This window comes from Streptomyces sp. NPDC093111 (assembly GCF_040683955.1).
Lineage (GTDB): Bacteria > Actinomycetota > Actinomycetes > Streptomycetales > Streptomycetaceae > Streptomyces.
This window is the reverse complement of record NZ_JBFBNW010000002.1, coordinates 305,961-322,614: the sequence shown is the minus strand read 5'-3', so window position 1 is coordinate 322,614 and position 16,654 is coordinate 305,961. Positions and strand designations below refer to the sequence as shown.

The following is a 16,654-nucleotide window of genomic DNA, read 5'->3' as shown; positions in this document are numbered from 1 at the left end:
CGCCCGCACGCCGCCGTGCGCTCCGCGCACCGTCCCCGGAGGTGGCCCCCGTGGCCCTCGTCATCATCGTCGCCGTCGTCGCCTTTCTCGCGGGGCTCGCCGCGAACCGCTGGCTGCGGCCCCGGCTGCTCACCGCCGACGACGACGAGGGGATGGCGGTCAAGGACCTCGTCGGCCCGCTGCTGACGCTGACGGTGCTGCTGCTCGCCTTCGTCCTCGTCACCGCGAACGGCTCGTACGGGAAGGCCGAGGTCGCCTCGCGGGGTGAGGCCCGGGCCCTGGACCAGCTCGTGGAGACCGCCGAGTACGCGCCGGTGCTCCAGCGGTCCAGGATCCAGGCCGACGCGGTCTGTTACGCCCGTGCCGTACGGGTCCAGGAGTGGCCCGCGATGGCCGACGGCAACGGATCGGCCGCCCCCAGCGTGTGGTCGACGGACTTCCGGGTGGCCTTCAAGACCCTGGAGGGCAAGCCCGCCTTCGGGATGCTGATCGCCGCCGACAACAAGCGGTCCGACGAGCGCGAGGAACGCCTCACCCAGGCGAGTCCGAGCATCCCCAGCGCCATCTTCTGGTTCCTGCTGGCCACGCTGACCATCACGGTCGTGGCCCTGGGCATCTGCCTGCCGCGCAAGAACAACCGGGGGCAGATCCTCACCCTCGCGGTCATCACGGCCCTGCTGACGACCACGCTGTGCATCATCCGGGACGTCGACCGCCCCTACGGCGGCATCATCGAGGTGCGGCCGACCGCCATCGCCGAGGCCGAACGCCAGGCCGAACGCGACTTCGAGGCCAACCACCCGACCGACGACCTGCCCTGCGACGCCGCCGGCAACCGCCTCACCGTTTGATGGAATAGATTTACGCTGGCTGGAATATTCATGCATCATCGTCGGCATCGGCATCGCCATCCCCCGCGCCGAATCGATGGAGGAAGCATTCCCATGCCCGCACCCACCTCACCCACCGCACCCCTCGTCCCCCAGGGCTTCCGCGGCCTCACCGCCCGGCTCGGGCTCAAGGACGACGCCGACGACTTCGCCGTCCTCGTCTCCGAGGTCCCCTGCGTCTCCGCCGCCGTCTTCACCCGGTCCCGATTCGCCGGGCCCAGCGTCCTGTTGAGCCGGGGCGACGCGGGCGCCGGGACGAGCCGCGGGGTCGTCGTCCTCTCCAAGAACGCCAACGTCGCCAACGGCCCCGCCGGCGACCGGGACGCGACCGAGGTGCGGGCCCGGGTCGCCGAGGCCGCCGGGATCGGTGTCGGCGAACTCGTCATCGCCTCCACCGGGGTGATCGGGCGCCGCTACCCCATGGACCTCGTCCGCGCCGGGCTCGCGAGGCTCCCCCGGCCCTTCCCCGCCGCCGACTTCGAGGCCGCGGCCCGCGCCGTCATGACCACCGACACCCGCCCCAAGCACGTGGCCGTGCGCTGCGGCGACGCGGTGCTCGTCGGCATCGCCAAGGGCGTCGGCATGATCGAGCCGGACATGGCGACCCTGCTCACCTTCTTCTTCACCGACGCCGAGCTCCCGGCCGGGGAGCTCGACGCCGTGTTCCGCCGGGTCGTGGACCGTACGTTCAACGCGCTCAGCATCGACACCGACACCTCCACCAGCGACACCGCCGCCGTCTTCGCCAACGGGCTCGCGGGGCCCGTGGACCCGGCCGCGTTCGAGACCGCGCTGCACGCGTGCGCGCTGCGGCTCGTCCGCGACATCGCCTCGGACGGCGAGGGGGCCTCCAAGCTGATCGAGGTGCGCGTCACCGGCGCCCGCGACACCGCGCAGGCCAAGGCCGTCGGCAAGAGCGTGGTCAACTCGCCCCTCGTGAAGACGGCCGTGCACGGCGCCGACCCGAACTGGGGACGGGTCGCCATGGCCGTCGGCAAGCTGGACGACCCCGACCTCTCCCCCGAGCGCGTCTCCCTCCGCTTCGGGGACGTCGGCCTCTACCCGGGCGAGGCGACGCAGGAGCTCCTGGCCGCCGCCGCCGCGCACCTCGCGGGCGACGAGGTGGTCCTCGGCGTCGACCTGGGGCTCGGCGACGCGGAGTTCACCGTCTACGGCTGCGACCTCACCGAGGGGTACGTGAAGATCAACGCCGACTACACCACCTGAGCCCGAGGGGCCCACGCCGGACGGACGAGGCCACAGCCCCCGGGAGGGCGCAGCCCGACGGCCCCGACAGGCGTGACCGGCCCATGCACGGCCGGCTGGCCGACCCATGCACGACAGGCGTGACCGGCCCATGCACGACCAGCCGGCCAGCCCAAGGATGGCCGAGACTGGTAGATCCTCCAGGCCCGCCCCCTCCCCGCCCCCCGTATTCCGGGCCCGGCACCAGTCGTTCCGCCCTCTCCGCCCGGCTTCACTGGCGCCATGGACCTGAACACGGTGACCGACGTGCGCGACGCGCGGCTGCGCGGGCCTTGGCGCCCGGGGGACGCCTGGCTCGGCGGCGGCACGTACCTCTTCTCCGAACCGCAGCCGCGGCTGCGGCGGCTGATCGACCTGAGCCGGATGGGCTGGGAGCCGCTCACCCGGCACCCGGACGGTTCGCTGGAGATCGCCGCGACCTGCACCATCGCCACGCTCTCGCGGTTCGGGCGGCGCGGTCTCGACGCGGTCGCGGCGCCGTTGTTCGAGCAGTGCTGCCGGGCCTTCCTCGCCTCGTTCAAGATCTGGAACATGGCCACGGTCGGCGGGAACCTCTGCAACGGGCTGCCCGCCGGCCCGATGATCTCGCTGACCGCCGCCCTCGACGGCACCTGTCTCCTCCAGGCGCAGGACGGCTCGCTGCGCGAGGTGAAGGTCGTCGACTTCGTCACCGGCGCCGGCCGCAAGGACCTCGCGGAGGGCGAGCTGCTGCGGTCCGTCACCCTCCCGGCCCGGGCGCTGGAGTGCCGTACGGCGTTCCGGCAGGCGTCGCTGTACGGGCTCGGCCGCTCGGGCGCCCTGGTCATCGGCACCCTGGACCCGGTAGACGGCTCCCTCGCGGTGACCGTCAGCGCGGCGACCGTACGCCCGTTCCGGTTCTGGTTCCCGCTGCCGCCCTCGCCCGCGCGGCTGCGCGCCGCCATCGAGGCGTCCGTCCGGGACGCCGACTGGTTCGACGACATCCACGGACTTCCCGCGTGGCGGCGGCACATGGGCCTCCGGCTCGCCGAGGAGGTCCGCCGCGCCCTCACCACCGGCCCCGCCGGCCCTCAGGAGCGTGCCCGATGAGCTTCCTCGTCCAGGTCAACGACCGCCCCTTCGAGGACGAGCCGCGGGCTGGCCAGTGCCTGCGCACCTATCTGCGGGAGCGCGGCTGGTTCGGTGTGAAGAAGGGCTGCGACGCCGGGGACTGCGGCGCCTGCACCGTCCATGTCGACGGGGAGCCCGTGCACAGCTGCCTGTACCCGGCGGTCCGGGCGGCCGGCCGGGCCGTCACCACGGTCGAGGGGCTCGCCGCCCCGGACGGCGAACTCCATCCCGTACAGCGGAGGTTCCTCGACGCGCAGGGCTTCCAGTGCGGGTTCTGCACCGCCGGGTTCCTGATGACCACGGCGGCCCTGGAGGCCGAGCGGGGCACCGGGCACGACGACGGCAAGCTGGACGACCTGCCCCGCGCCTTCAAGGGCAACATCTGCCGCTGCACCGGCTACCGGGCCATCGAGGACGCCGTCCGCGGCGTCGCGCACACCGAACGCCCCTGCGCCGGAAAGGCCGTGGGGAGCAACGTCGGCGCCCCGGCCGGACCGCAGGTGGTCACCGGCACCGCCCGCTACACCTTCGACGTCCAGGTCCCCGGCCTGCTCCACATGAAGCTGCTGCGCTCCCCGCACCCGCACGCCCGGATCGTCGCGATCGACACCTCCGCCGCGCTCCGGGTGCCCGGGGTGGTCGCCGTCCTCACCCACGAGGACGCGCCGGACACCCTGTACTCCAGCGCCCGGCACGAGCACCCGACGGAGGACCCCGACGACACCCGGGTGCTCGACGACGTCGTCCGGTACGTGGGCCAGCGGGTCGCCGCCGTCGTCGCCGACAGCGAGCGGGCCGCCGAGGAGGGCTGCCGCCGGGTCGAGGTGACGTACGAGGAACTGCCTTACGTCACCGACCCGGAGGCCGCGATGCGTCCCGGCGCGCCCGTCGTCCACGCCGGCAAGGGGCCCGCGATGCGGATCGCCCGGGTCGAGAACAACGTGGCCGGCGAGGTGCACGGCGAGATCGGCGACGTAGAGGCCGGTTTCGCCGAGGCGGACGTCGTGTACGAGGAGACCTTCCGCACCCAGCGCGTCCAGCACGCCAGCCTGGAGACCCACGGCTGCGTCGCCTTCTTCGAGCCCCGGGAGGACGGCACGGGCGAGCGCCTGACCGTGCGCTCCTCCACCCAGACGCCGTTCCTCACCCGGCGTGCCCTGTGCGCGCTGTACGGGCTGCGCGAGGACGAGGTGCGGGTGGTCGCGGGCCGCGTCGGCGGCGGCTTCGGCGGCAAGCAGGAGATGCTCACCGAGGACGTCGTCACGCTCGCCGCGCTGAAGCTGCGGCGGCCCGTGAAGCTGGAGTACACCCGCGCCGAGCAGTTCTACGGGGCCACCACCCGCCACCCCTTCACCATCGGCATCAAGGTGGGCGCCCGCGCGGACGGCACGCTGACGGCCGTGCAGATGCGGGTCGTGTCCAACACGGGCGCGTACGGCAACCACGGGCCGGCCGTCATGTTCCACAGCGTCGGCGAGTCCTTCGCCGTCTACCGCGCCCCGCACAAGAAGGTCGACGCCTACTCCGTCTACACGAACGCCGTCCCGGCCGGCGCCTTCCGCGGCTACGGCCTGGGCCAGGTCACCTTCGCCGTCGAGTCCGCGATGGACGAACTGGCCCGCCGCCTGGACATGGACCCGCTCGTGCTGCGCGAGCGGAACGTCATCGGGCCCGGCGAGGGCATGCACAGCCCGATCGGCGAGGAGGAGGACCTGCACATCGCCTCGTACGGGCTCGACCAGTGCCTCGCGGTCGTGCGGCAGGCGCTCGCCGAGGACCGCAGCGCCGAGGACGCCCCCGAGGGGTGGCTGGTCGGCCAGGGCGCCGCCCTGGCGATGATCGCCACCGGCCCGCCCGGCGGCCACTACGCCGACGCGCGGGTCTCGCTGCTCGCGGACGGCACGTACGACATCGCCGTCGGCACCGCCGAGTTCGGCAACGGCACCACCACCGTCCACCAGCAGATCACCGCGGGCGCCCTGCACACCACCGAGGACCGGCTCACGGTCCGCCAGTCCGACACCGACGTCGTACGCCACGACACCGGCGCCTTCGGCTCCGCGGGCACCGTCGTCGCGGGCAAGGCCGTCCTGCTGGCCGCGTCCTCGCTCGCCGAGCGGCTGCGCGCCTTCGCCGCCCGGCACACCGGCGTCGCCCGGCACCTGTGCGTGCTCGGCGCCGAGAGCGTCGACTGCGCCGGGCGGACCGTCCCCCTCAAGGAGCTGTACGAGGCGGCGCACGCCCTCGGCGCGGCGGAGGAGCTCGCGGCGGACGGGCACTGGGGCGGCTCGCCGCGCTCGGTGGCCTTCAACGCGCAGTGGTTCCGGCTCGCGGTGGACCCCGGCAGCGGGGAGATCCGGATCCTGCGCAGTGTCCACGCCGCCGACGCCGGCAAGGTCATGAACCCGATGCAGTGCCGCGGGCAGGTCGAGGGCGGCGTCGCCCAGGCCCTCGGCGCGACCCTGTTCGAGAACGTCCGGCTCGACGAGCGGGGCGAGGTGACGACGGCGGCCTTCCGGCGCTACCGGCTCCCGCAGTACGCGGACGTCCCCCGGACGGAGGTCCACTTCACCGAGACGACCGACGCCATCGGGCCGCTCGGCGCCAAGTCCATGAGCGAGAGCCCCTTCAACCCGGTCCCCCCGGCCTTCGCCAACGCCCTGCGCGACGCGACCGGCATCCGCTTCACGGAGGCGCCGTTCACCCGCGACCGGGTGTGGCTGGCGCTGGACCGGCGGGAGCGGGGCGTTGGCGCTTCGGACCGGACAGCACCTCCGGGCCGTTCGTAGCAAGGACACAAATGCAGGGCGAATGGCGGGATTCAGACCGCAGTCGCGGTTCCTCGGACCGGGTTCGGGTATGCAGTCGCGTGAGCGGGGGCGTCCGCCGCCCGGCCCGTCCGAGGACCGTCCGAAGGGGATCGACGATGACCGGAGCCGTCACGGGAGCCTTCGCGCTGTGGGGCGAGCTCGCCCGGCCCGCCCTGCTGACCGTCGCCGACCTGCGGCGGGAGTGGACCGGGCACCGGGCCCGGGTCGTCTTCGACTGCGCCACCGCCGGGCCGCAGCACCACACCTTCGAGGGCCCGCTGCTGCGGGAGGTCGTGGGCCGGGCCCGCCCGGAGTTCGACCCGGCCCGGCGCAAGGAGCGCTCCCGCTTCCTGCTGACGGTGAGCGGCGGCGACGGGCACCACACGGTGCTGTCCTGGGCGGAGATAGACGCCGACTTCGGCGACGCCCCGGTGCTCCTCGCCACCCGCATGGACGGCGAGGACCTCGACACGGCCGGCACCCAACTGGTCGTCCCCTCGGACCGCTGCGGCGCCCGGTACGTGAGCGCCGTGACCGGGATCTGGGTCGGCACCCTGCCGGTGGGCGTGACGGCAGGCGTGTGACGGCAGGCGTGTGACGGCGGGCCGGGGAGCGCGGACGGGCGCCCCGAACGGGGTAGACACCCGGTGTGAACACGACTCCCGGGACTTCCCTCATCGAGCGGCTCCTCCAGGACGGGGTCCGCTCCCTCGCCTTCCCCGGAGCCGTCTGGGCCGTCGGTGACGCCGGCGGGACGACGGCGGGCGGGGCCGTCGGGCTGCTCGATCCCGCCGGGCCCGACGAGCCGGCGCGGACCGACACCCTCTTCGACCTGGCCAGTCTCACGAAGGTGATCGCCGTGTGGCCGGTCGTGGGCACCCTGGTCGAGGCCGGCAAGCTGCACCTGCACACGCCGCTCGGGGCGTTCTGGCCGGAGGTCGCCGGGCACCCGCTGGCCTCGGTGACCCCGCATCAGCTCCTCACGCACACGGCGGGGCTGCCGCTGCGGGCCAACCTGCGCCATCTGTACGGCAGCGACCCCCAGGACGTACGGGACGGGGTACTGCGCGAGGAGCTGCGGCGGCGGCCCGGCGAGGCCGTCGAGTACACGGACCGGGCGGCGCTCGTGCTCGGCTACCTCGCCGAGCACCTGACCGGCCGGCCGCTGCGGGAGCTGGCCGCCGACCGGATCTGGGGGCCGCTCGGCATGACGGAGACGCGGTACGGGCCGCTGCCGGCGCCCGTGGCCGCGCGCTGTGCGCCGACGGAGTACGACGAGGAGACCGGCACTCGCCTGAAGGGCACCGTGCACGACTTCTCCAGCCGGCTGCTGGGAGGTGCGTGCGGGATAGCGGGCACCTTCTCCACCGCGGAGGACCTGGGGCGTTTCCTCGCGCATGTGCTGGGTGCGTCCGTCGAGGCCCCCGGCCCCTTCGGGCCCGGCTGGGTCGCGGAGTCCCTCCGTATCCGCACCGGTGAACTCGCTCCGCCGCGTGGCCTGTTCTGGCACGTCGCGCCGGGTACGGGGGTACGGGAGGACATCTGGACGCACACGGGTTTCACCGGCACCGGGATGTGGGTCAGCCCCGCGCGGGGACGCTGGGCGGTGCTGCTCACCAACAAGCTCTACTTCACCCGGGAGACCGGCCCGGTGACGGCGGTGCGCGACGCGTTCCGGGCGGCGGCCTTTTCGGCCACGTGACCGGAGGCCGGTGGAGTCGTTGCACGCCGTAAACGATCACGTAGGCGAGCGGCAGTGGAGGCGCGACAGTGGGTGACGATCGGACGGTGCTGGTCGGAGAGGTGACCGGGGAACTGACCGGGGAGCCGGCGGGAAAGTCGGCCGGGGAGCGGGCGGGAGAGCCTGCGAGCGAGTCGGCCGGGGAGCGGGCAGGAGAGCCGGCGAGGGAGTCGGCCGGGGGGCCGGTCAGGGCGCTGGTCCTGGGGGATGCCGAGGATGTGCGGCGGGCGGCCGAGGAGGTGGCGGAGGGGCGCGCGGTGGTGCACGGCTTCGCGAACTTCTACGCGGTGACCGCCCGCGCCGACCGGGCCGTCGTGGAGCGGGTCAACCGGCTGAAGGGGCGCCCGGCCGGACAGACCGGCAGCGTCACCACCGTGCCGTCCGCCGTGCCGGGCCTGTTCGACTGGACCCGGCTGCCCGCGGAGCTGCCCCGGCGGCAGGTCCGGTCGCTGCTGGAGGAGCTGTTCGAGCTCGGCCCGTTCGGTTTCCGGGGGCCGGCGGCGGAGCGGGTGCCGGAGTATCTGACGGCGGTCCAGGACGGGTTGCCGACCGTGCAGGTCATCGCGCCCGGCCGGGGCTGCCCGTCGAACGCGTTCTTCGCCGCGGCCCTGGAGCGCACGGGCGCGGAGTTCCTGTTCATCACCTCGGCCAACCGGTCGCGGCAGCCGCCGCACTGGCGCGCCGAGGGGGTCGTCGCGGACTTCGGCCCCGAGCCGGCGATGCGGGTGCTCGCGCACGCGGACGACGCGGCGGCCCGGAGTGGCTATCCGCACCATGAGCCGGTGTCGACGAGTGTGGTCTCGTTCCACCGCCCGGCGGGCCGCGGCCGTTCGGGACTGCCCGCGCTCACCCTGGAACGCCAGGGCTCCCTGTCGGCCGACCACATCCGTTCGGTCGCCGCCAACCACGGCTTCGCCCTGTCCCTCGCCCCTGGGGCGGCACCCCGGCCGCGGGCCCGCGCCTATGTGCCGGTGGCGCGGTAGGCACGCAGGAAGGCGGCCACTCCGCCGGTGAGGAGGCGGTCGGTCTCCTCCTTGGGGAGCGGCACCACGCCGTAGTGGGAGCGCTGGACGATGGTGGACGAGCCGAGGGCCACGTAGTGGACGGCGGCGAGGGCGGCGTCGCCGTGCACGTCGAGCAGCCCGGCGTCGGCCAGAGCCGCGAAGGTCTCGGCGAGAGCCTCGGTGACGGGGGCGGGGCCGGCCTGCTGCCAGGCGCCCATGACGTCCGCGGGCACGTGGCCGGCCTCGGCGTGGATGTGCCGGACGAGCGCGAAGTGGTCCGGGTACTCGGCGATCAGGTCCGTGAAGGCGTAGGCCAGGGCGACCAGATCGCGCTCCAGGAGGTCGGGGTGCGGAGGCCGGCCCGGGTCCAGGAGGGCGTGGAGCCGGGTGAGCTGGGCGTCCCGGACGGTGTTGGCGGTCCAGGTGATGACCGTACGGAAGAGCTCGGCCTTGCCGCCGGGGAAGTGGTTGTAGAGCGTGCGCGTGGAGACGCCCGCGGCGGCGGCGAGCGAGTCGACGGAGGCGCGGGCGTAGCCGTCGCGGCCGAACACGCCGCAGGCCGCACGGACCATCGCGAGCTGCTTCTCCAGTTTGCGGGGCGGGATCTCGCGCCGGGCCCGCTCGATCCAGGCCTCGTTGCCGCTGCCCATGCACTCCTCCTCGTCGACACCGCAGCGTAACCGCCACAGCCAAGTACAACGTGCGTTGCACTTTCTACAACGCTCGTTGTACTTTACCGGAGCGCGCCGACGCACCCCGCGTCCGCACCGCTCCGGGAGGGGACCCGCCATGCCTGAGACCACCACCGAGCCCACCGCCACCGTCGAGGCCGCTGTCACCGAGGCCGCTGACTCCACCGCCACCGCCGCCACCGCCCCGCTGCGCGTCGCCGTCCTCGTCGGCAGCGTCCGGGAGGGGCGCCACGGCGGCGCCGTCGCCGACTGGTTCCTCGGCGTCGCCCGCCGCCACGGCGGCCTGGAGCTGGACGTCGTCGACCTTGCCGAGGTCGACCTGCCGCTCGTCATGCCCGGCTGGGGCGGGCAGCCGAACGCGCGGGCCGCCGCCGCGCTCGCCGAGGTCTCGCCGCGGCTGGCCGCCGCCGACGCGTTCGTGGTCGTCACGCCCGAGTACAACCACAGCTTCCCCGCCGCTCTGAAGAACCTCATCGACTGGCACCACGAGCAGTGGCACGCCAAGCCCGTCGGCTTCGTCTCCTACGGCGGCCTCGGCGGCGGGCTGCGCGCCGTCGAGCAGCTCCGGACGGTCTTCGCCGAGCTGCACGCCACCACGGTCCGCGACTCCGTCAGCCTGCACGGCCCGTGGTCCGGGCTCGGCCCGGACGGCACGCCCCGCGACCCGGCCGTCGCCGAGGGCGCGGCGAAGGGCATGCTCGGCCAGCTCGTCTGGTGGGGCCGGGCCCTGCGTACCGCCCGCGCCGCCCTCCCCTACCAGGCCTGAGGGGAGCGGCTCCCGATGAGCACCACCGCACCCCGCGCCGAGCGGGCCGCCACGGCCGGCGGGTCCGCCCCGGCGTCCGGCACCCCGCTGGGGCGGGTCCTCACCGTCGTCGTCATCGGCTCCGTGATGTCCGTCCTCGACGTGACCATCGTCAACGTCGCCCTGCGCAAGCTGTCAGCGGCCTTCGACGCCCCGCTGGCCACCATCCAGTGGACCGCGACCGCCTACTCGCTCGCCCTGGCCGCCGTCATCCCGACGGCCGCCTGGGCCATGGGCCGGATCGGCGCCCGGCGCACGTACCTCACCGCCCTCGCCCTCTTCACCCTCGGGTCCCTGCTCGCCGCGTTCGCCTGGGACGCGGGCAGCATGATCGCCTTTCGCGCGGTGCAGGGGCTCGGCGGCGGGCTGCTGATGCCGGTGGGCATGGCCATGGTGATGCGGGCGGCCGACCCCGAACGCTTCGGGCGGGCGATGGCCCTGCTCGGACTGCCCATCCTGGTCGGCCCGGTGGCCGGTCCCGCGCTCGGCGGCTGGCTGCTCGACGCCGCCTCCTGGCACTGGATCTTCCTGGTCAACCTGCCCGTCGGCGCCGTCGCCCTGTTCCTCGCCGCCCGGCTCCTCCGCCCCGACGCCCCCCGCCCCGGAACCCCGGCGCCCCGCCTGGACGTCCCCGGCCTGCTGACCCTCTCCCCCGGCCTCGCCCTGCTCCTGTACGGGCTCGCCCGCGGCGCCGAGACCGGCGACCTCACCGCCCTCGGGACCCTGGCCCCCACGCTCGCCGGCGCGCTGCTCATCGCCCTGTTCGTCCGGCGGGCCCTGACGGCCCGGGAGCCGCTCCTCGACCTGCGCCTGCTGCGCGACCGTACGTTCGCGGTCGGCATCGGCACCCTGGCCCTGTTCACCTGCGGCTACTTCGGCTCCATGCTCCTGACGCCCATGTACTGGCAGGGCGTGCGCGGCTTCAGCTCGACCGCCGCCGGTCTGCTCGTCGCCCCCGTCGGGCTCACCGTCGGCGTGAGCATGCAGATCGCCGCCCGCCGCATCGACAGCGCCTCCCCCCGGCGCCTGATCCCCGTCGGCGTCGTCCTCGCCGCCCTCGGCATGGGCCTGACGGCCCTGCAGACCGGTACGGCGGGCGTGGCGCCCTGGCGGGTCGTCGCGGCGGCGATGCTGATGGGCGTGGGCGCGGGCATGGTCCTGATGCCCACGATGACCACGGCGAGCCGCTCCCTCGCGAAGGACCGCATGGCCGCCGCGAGCACCTTCCTCGGCATCAACTCGCAGCTCGGCGCCTCCGTGGGGACGGCCCTGTGCTCGGTCGTGCTCAGCACGGCCGGCACCGACCCGGCCGGCTTCCGCACGGCCTTCGCCGTGGCGGCGGCCCTGCTGGCGGCGGCGGCCCTGCCGGCCCTGCTGCTGCCGGGCCGGGCGACACGTACGCCTTGAGCGGGGACGGATCCCCCCTGACGGATCCCCCCATAGCGGATCCCCCCAAAACACCGCGGCTCCGCGGGTCCGGGAAGTCGTCCCGGATCCGCGGAGCCCGCGGTGCGTGGCGCCGGGTCAGCCCTTGTCCGCCACGAGCGCCTTGAGGGCGATGTTGAGCTGGAGGACGTTGACGCGGGGTTCGCCGACGAAGCCGAGGATGCGGCCGTCGGTGTGGTCGGCGACCAGCCGCTCGACCGTCGCCACGTCCAGCTTGTTGAGTTCGGCGACGCGGTGGACCTGGAGCTTCGCGTACTCCGGGGAGATGTGCGGGTCGAGGCCGGAGCCGGAGGAGGTGACGGCGTCCGCGGGGACGTCGGACGGCTTCACCTGGTAGCCGGCCGTGGAGTTGTCCTTGACCACGGCGGCCTTGGCGTCGGTGACCCACTTGATCAGGTCGGCGTTGTCGCCCGAGCGGTTGGTGGCGCCGGACAGGATCAGCTTGTACTGGGTGTTGACGCTGTTGGAGCCGAGGCCGTTCGACGGGCGCGGCTGGAACCACTTGAGGTCCGGGCTCGCGGTCTCCTCGCCGTCCTTGAGCGGGAGGTTGTAGGTCTGGCCGATGAGTTCGGAGCCGACGACCCTGCCGCTCGCGTCCTTGACCTCGGAGCCGTTCGCCTTGCCGGGGAAGGCGAGTTGGGCGATGCCGGTGACGGCCAGCGGGTAGAGGACGCCGCAGACGACGGTCAGGACGAGGAGGGCGCGCAGGCCCGCCCAGAGCAGGCGGCTCGTGCTTCCTACGGAGGTGTTCATGATCGTCAGCCGATTCCGGGGATGAGGGAGAGGAGCAGGTCGATGATCTTGATGCCGACGAACGGGGCGATCAGGCCGCCGAGTCCGTAGAGGCCGAGGTTGCGGCGGAGCATCCGGTCGGCGCTGGTCGGCCGGTAGCGCACGCCCTTCAGGGCGAGCGGCACGAGCGCGATGATGATCAGCGCGTTGAAGATGACCGCGGACAGGATCGCGGACTCGGGCGAGGCCAGGCCCATGATGTTGAGCTTGTCGAGGCCCGGGTAGGCGACGGCGAACATCGCGGGGATGATGGCGAAGTACTTCGCCACGTCGTTGGCGATCGAGAAGGTCGTCAATGCGCCTCGGGTGATGAGGAGTTGCTTGCCGATCTCGACGATCTCGATGAGCTTGGTCGGGTTGGAGTCGAGGTCGACCATGTTGCCGGCCTCCTTCGCGGCCGACGTGCCCGTGTTCATCGCCACGCCGACGTCGGCCTGCGCGAGGGCGGGGGCGTCGTTGGTGCCGTCACCGGTCATCGCGACCAGCTTCCCGCCGGCCTGCTCCCGCTTGATGAGGGCCATCTTGTCCTCGGGGGTGGCCTCCGCGAGGAAGTCGTCGACACCCGCCTCCTCGGCGATCGCCTTCGCGGTCAGCGGGTTGTCACCCGTGATCATGATGGTCTTGATGCCCATCCGGCGCAGCTCGTCGAACCGCTCCCGCATGCCCTCCTTGACCACGTCCTTCAGGTGGATGACCCCCAGGACACGCGCACCCTCGCCGTCCTGAGCAGCCACCAGGAGCGGCGTGCCACCAGCCTGGGAAATGGCGTCGGTGAGCACCTGCGCGTCCTCGGCGACATGTCCGCCGTTCTCCTTCACCCAGGCCAGGACCGAACCGGTCGCGCCCTTGCGGATCCTCCTGCCGTCCACGTCCACACCCGACATGCGGGTCTGGGCGGTGAACTCGATCCACTCCGCACCGGTCAGCTCGCCCTGGTGCCGCTCGCGCAGCCCGTACTTCTCCTTCGCGAGGACCACGATCGAGCGCCCCTCGGGCGTCTCGTCGGCGAGGGAGGAGAGCTGGGCGGCGTCGGCCAGTTCGGCCTCCGTCGTCCCGGCCACCGGGGCGAACTCGGCGGCCTGGCGGTTGCCGAGGGTGATGGTGCCGGTCTTGTCGAGCAGCAGCGTCGACACGTCGCCGGCGGCCTCGACGGCGCGGCCGGACATCGCGAGGACGTTGCGCTGGACCAGCCGGTCCATGCCGGCGATGCCGATCGCGGACAGCAGGGCGCCGATCGTCGTCGGGATCAGGCAGACGAGCAGCGCCGTGAGGACGATCATCGAGGTCTGCTTGTCGGCGCCCGCGTAGATCGCGAACGGCTTCAGCGTGACGACCGCGAGCAGGAAGACGATCGTGAGGGACGCCAGCAGGATGTTGAGGGCGATCTCGTTGGGCGTCTTCTGCCTGGCCGCGCCCTCGACCAGGTTGATCATGCGGTCGATGAAGGTCTCGCCGGGCTTCGTCGTGATCTTGATGACGATCCGGTCCGACAGCACCTTGGTGCCGCCCGTCACCGCGCACCGGTCGCCACCCGACTCACGGATGACGGGCGCGGACTCACCGGTGATGGCGGACTCGTCGACGCTCGCCACGCCCTCGACGACGTCACCGTCGCCGGGGATGACGTCGCCGGCCTCGCAGACCACCAGGTCGCCGATGCGCAGCTCGGTGCCCGGGACCCGCTCCTCGTTCGTGCCGATGATCCGGCGGGCGACCGTGTCGGTCTTGGCCTTGCGCAGGGTGTCGGCCTGGGCCTTGCCCCGGCCCTCGGCCACCGCCTCCGCGAGGTTGGCGAAGATCGTGGTCAGCCACAGCCAGGCCGTGATCGCCCAGCCGAACCAGTCGCCCGGGTTCTTGATCGCGAGCCCGGTGGTGACCACCGACCCGACCAGCACCACGAACATGACCGGCGACTTGACCATCACCCGGGGGTCGAGCTTCCTGACCGCGTCCGGCAGCGACCTGAGCAGCTGCCCCGGGTCGAAGAGCCCGCCGCCGACCCGGCCCGTCGTCGGCTTGTGGCCGGTGGGGACGTCGCTGTGCGGAGCCGCTGAGGGTGTCGTGGTGAGGGACATGGTGTCCTGCTGCTTCTCTACGTCGGTGTTCATGCCGCGAGCCCTTCGGCGAGCGGGCCCAGCGCGAGGGCCGGGAAGTAGGTCAGACCGGTGATGATCATGATCGTGCCGACCAACAGGCCCGTGAACAGCGGCTTCTCGGTGCGCAGCGTGCCCGCGGTCTCAGGGACGGGCGCCTGCTCGGCGAGGGATCCGGCCAGTGCGAGGACGAACACCATCGGCAGGAAGCGGCCGAGCAGCATCGCGATGCCGATCGTCGTGTTGAACCACTGGGTGTCTGCGTTCAGCCCCGCGAACGCGGAACCGTTGTTGTTCGCGCCGGAGGTGTAGGCGTACAGGATCTCGGAGAAGCCGTGCGCGCCGGTGTTGGTCATCGAGTCGGCGGGGGTCGGCAGGGCCATCGCGAGCGCGGTGAAGGTCAGGACGAGGGCCGGGGTGACGAGGATGTAGCAGGCCGCGTACTTGATCTCGCGGGTGCCGATCTTCTTGCCCAGGTACTCCGGGGTGCGGCCGACCATCAGGCCGGCGAGGAACACCGCGATGATCGCCATGATCAGCATGCCGTACAGGCCGGAGCCGACGCCGCCGGGCGCGATCTCGCCCAGCTGCATCCCCAGCATGGTGATGCCGCCGCCGAAGCCCGTGTACGAGGAGTGGAAGGAGTTCACCGCTCCGGTCGAGGTCAGCGTGGTGGTGACCGCGAAGAGCGACGAGCCGGCGATCCCGAACCGGGTCTCCTTGCCCTCCATCGCGCCGCCCGCCAGGTCGAAGGCGGGGCCCGGGTGGGAGAACTCGGTCCACATCATCAGCGCGACGAAGCCGACCCAGATGGTGGCCATGGTCGCCAGGATCGCGTACCCCTGCTTGACCGAGCCGACCATGCGGCCGAAGGTGCGGGTCAGCGCGAAGGGGATGACGAGGATCAGGTAGATCTCGAAGAGGTTCGACAGCCCGTTGGGGTTCTCGAACGGGTGGGCCGAGTTGGCGTTGAAGTAGCCGCCGCCGTTCGTCCCCAGCTCCTTGATGACCTCCTGCGAGGCCACCGCCCCGCCGTTCCACTGCTGCGAGCCGCCCGTGAACTGGCCGACCTCGTGGATGCCGGCGAAGTTCTGGATCGCGCCGCACGCCACCAGGACGAGCGCGCCGATCACCGAGATCGGCAGCAGGATCCGGACGGTGCCCCGCACCAGATCGGCCCAGAAGTTGCCCAGCTCACCCGTACGGGAGCGGGCGAATCCGCGCACCAGCGCGACCGCCACCGCGATGCCGACCGCCGCCGAGACGAAGTTCTGCACCGCCAGGCCGCCGGTCTGCACCACGTGCCCCATGGCCTGCTCGCCGTAGTACGACTGCCAGTTGGTGTTCGCGACGAACGACGCCGCCGTGTTGAACGCCTGGTCCGGGTCGATGGAGACGAAGCCGAGCGAGCCGGGCAGGGAGCCCTGGACGCGCTGGAGCAGGTAGAGGAAGAGGACGCTCACCGCGGAGAAGGCGAGCACCCCGCGCAGATACGCCGGCCAGCGCATCTCCGTGTCAGGGTTGGCCCCGATCGCCTTGTAGATCCACTTCTCGGGCCGGTAGTGCTTCTCCGAGGAGTAGACACGCGCCATGTGGTCGCCCAGCGGCCGGTACGACAGACCGAGCGCGACGACCAGGGCGAGGAGCTGGAGGACCCCAGCCAGAACAGGAGACATATCCGGCTCAGAACCTCTCCGGCTTGACGAGGGCGAGGACCAGATATCCCAGGAGGGCGACGGCGACGATGAGGCCGACGATGTTCTCGGCAGTCACAGCTTCGCCACCCCCTTGGCGATGAAGGCCACCAGCGCGAAGACCGCGATCGTGGTGGCCACGAAGGCCAGGTCGGCCATCGTGAGCTCCTGACGGAGAGGGCGGATGTTTCTGACCTGCCGAGCAAACCTCTTTTCGGACAGGCCACCGCCGCCGTTGACGGGCCCCTAACGCCGCCGGGGATCCTCTTGACGCATCCTCTACGCGCCCTCCGCCCCGGACGCGGCGCCGGGGCCCGCCGGGGGCCTCTCCC

The 16,654-nt window shown here is 72.7% G+C and carries 14 protein-coding genes; 9 read left to right on the top strand and 5 right to left on the bottom strand.

The genetic code is table 11. The features are described 5' to 3' along the window. Positions 1-50 precede the first annotated feature (50 nt). From AB0Q96_RS03875 to AB0Q96_RS03845, 7 genes are all read left to right on the top strand, one after another. Positions 51-851, top strand: a complete 801-nt coding sequence (locus tag AB0Q96_RS03875) for a hypothetical protein (RefSeq protein ID WP_365321419.1) — start codon at positions 51-53, stop codon at positions 849-851. A gap of 93 nt (positions 852-944) precedes the next feature. Next, the gene (gene argJ, locus AB0Q96_RS03870; RefSeq protein ID WP_365321418.1) at positions 945-2,117 is read left to right on the top strand and encodes a bifunctional glutamate N-acetyltransferase/amino-acid acetyltransferase ArgJ; all 1,173 of its coding nucleotides are present in this window, start codon (positions 945-947) and stop codon (positions 2,115-2,117) included. A gap of 261 nt (positions 2,118-2,378) precedes the next feature. Continuing rightward, positions 2,379-3,224, top strand: a complete 846-nt coding sequence (locus AB0Q96_RS03865) for an FAD binding domain-containing protein (protein ID WP_365321417.1) — start codon at positions 2,379-2,381, stop codon at positions 3,222-3,224. Continuing rightward, on the top strand, positions 3,221-6,034 hold the full coding sequence (locus AB0Q96_RS03860) for a molybdopterin-dependent oxidoreductase (RefSeq protein ID WP_365321416.1): 2,814 nt from the start codon (positions 3,221-3,223) through the stop codon (positions 6,032-6,034). Before AB0Q96_RS03865 ends, AB0Q96_RS03860 begins: the two co-directional genes overlap by 4 nt. 137 nt (positions 6,035-6,171) lie before the next feature. Beyond that, the gene (locus AB0Q96_RS03855) at positions 6,172-6,639 is read left to right on the top strand and encodes a molybdopterin-dependent oxidoreductase (protein WP_365321415.1); all 468 of its coding nucleotides are present in this window, start codon (positions 6,172-6,174) and stop codon (positions 6,637-6,639) included. A gap of 65 nt (positions 6,640-6,704) precedes the next feature. After that, positions 6,705-7,757, top strand: coding sequence for a serine hydrolase domain-containing protein (locus tag AB0Q96_RS03850; RefSeq protein WP_365321414.1), 1,053 nt, complete (start codon positions 6,705-6,707; stop codon positions 7,755-7,757). Between the two features lie 86 nt (positions 7,758-7,843). Next, positions 7,844-8,779, top strand: coding sequence for a hypothetical protein (locus AB0Q96_RS03845; RefSeq protein ID WP_365321413.1), 936 nt, complete (start codon positions 7,844-7,846; stop codon positions 8,777-8,779). Here the strand turns inward: AB0Q96_RS03845 and AB0Q96_RS03840 are convergent. Beyond that, on the bottom strand, positions 8,758-9,450 hold the full coding sequence (locus AB0Q96_RS03840; RefSeq protein WP_365321412.1) for a TetR/AcrR family transcriptional regulator: 693 nt from the start codon (positions 9,448-9,450) through the stop codon (positions 8,758-8,760). The genes AB0Q96_RS03845 and AB0Q96_RS03840 overlap by 22 nt on opposite strands. A gap of 139 nt (positions 9,451-9,589) precedes the next feature. Here AB0Q96_RS03840 and AB0Q96_RS03835 point away from each other — a divergent pair, with 139 nt between their 5' ends. Both AB0Q96_RS03835 and AB0Q96_RS03830 read left to right on the top strand, forming a co-directional pair. Then, complete coding sequence (locus AB0Q96_RS03835) at positions 9,590-10,258, top strand: NAD(P)H-dependent oxidoreductase (RefSeq protein WP_365321411.1); 669 nt, start codon at positions 9,590-9,592, stop codon at positions 10,256-10,258. Between the two features lie 15 nt (positions 10,259-10,273). Beyond that, positions 10,274-11,704, top strand: coding sequence for a DHA2 family efflux MFS transporter permease subunit (locus AB0Q96_RS03830; RefSeq protein WP_365321410.1), 1,431 nt, complete (start codon positions 10,274-10,276; stop codon positions 11,702-11,704). 117 nt (positions 11,705-11,821) lie between these two features. Here AB0Q96_RS03830 and AB0Q96_RS03825 read toward each other — a convergent pair whose 3' ends face one another. The 4 genes from AB0Q96_RS03825 to kdpF are packed head-to-tail and all read right to left on the bottom strand — an operon-like array spanning position 11,822 to position 16,401. Continuing rightward, the gene (locus AB0Q96_RS03825; protein WP_365321409.1) at positions 11,822-12,496 is read right to left on the bottom strand and encodes a potassium-transporting ATPase subunit C; all 675 of its coding nucleotides are present in this window, start codon (positions 12,494-12,496) and stop codon (positions 11,822-11,824) included. 5 nt (positions 12,497-12,501) lie between these two features. Beyond that, a complete protein-coding gene (kdpB, locus tag AB0Q96_RS03820; RefSeq protein ID WP_365321408.1) occupies positions 12,502-14,643 on the bottom strand; it encodes a potassium-transporting ATPase subunit KdpB in 2,142 nt (713 codons plus the stop codon). Continuing rightward, positions 14,640-16,304, bottom strand: coding sequence for a potassium-transporting ATPase subunit KdpA (gene kdpA, locus AB0Q96_RS03815; RefSeq protein WP_365321407.1), 1,665 nt, complete (start codon positions 16,302-16,304; stop codon positions 14,640-14,642). Before kdpA ends, kdpB begins: the two co-directional genes overlap by 4 nt. Before the next feature lie 7 nt (positions 16,305-16,311). Beyond that, complete coding sequence (gene kdpF, locus AB0Q96_RS03810) at positions 16,312-16,401, bottom strand: K(+)-transporting ATPase subunit F (protein ID WP_242330691.1); 90 nt, start codon at positions 16,399-16,401, stop codon at positions 16,312-16,314. Positions 16,402-16,654: the final 253 nt, after the last annotated feature.

Coding starts and splice junctions, on each gene's coding strand:
- argJ (WP_365321418.1), top strand. CDS start 945: ATGCCCGCACCCACCTCACCCACCGCACCCCTCGTCCCCCAGGGCTTC.
- AB0Q96_RS03825 (WP_365321409.1), bottom strand. CDS start 12,496: ATGAACACCTCCGTAGGAAGCACGAGCCGCCTGCTCTGGGCGGGCCTG.
- AB0Q96_RS03855 (WP_365321415.1), top strand. CDS start 6,172: ATGACCGGAGCCGTCACGGGAGCCTTCGCGCTGTGGGGCGAGCTCGCC.
- kdpB (WP_365321408.1), bottom strand. CDS start 14,643: ATGAACACCGACGTAGAGAAGCAGCAGGACACCATGTCCCTCACCACG.
- AB0Q96_RS03865 (WP_365321417.1), top strand. CDS start 2,379: ATGGACCTGAACACGGTGACCGACGTGCGCGACGCGCGGCTGCGCGGG.
- kdpA (WP_365321407.1), bottom strand. CDS start 16,304: ATGTCTCCTGTTCTGGCTGGGGTCCTCCAGCTCCTCGCCCTGGTCGTC.
- AB0Q96_RS03830 (WP_365321410.1), top strand. CDS start 10,274: ATGAGCACCACCGCACCCCGCGCCGAGCGGGCCGCCACGGCCGGCGGG.
- AB0Q96_RS03835 (WP_365321411.1), top strand. CDS start 9,590: ATGCCTGAGACCACCACCGAGCCCACCGCCACCGTCGAGGCCGCTGTC.
- AB0Q96_RS03860 (WP_365321416.1), top strand. CDS start 3,221: ATGAGCTTCCTCGTCCAGGTCAACGACCGCCCCTTCGAGGACGAGCCG.
- AB0Q96_RS03840 (WP_365321412.1), bottom strand. CDS start 9,450: ATGGGCAGCGGCAACGAGGCCTGGATCGAGCGGGCCCGGCGCGAGATC.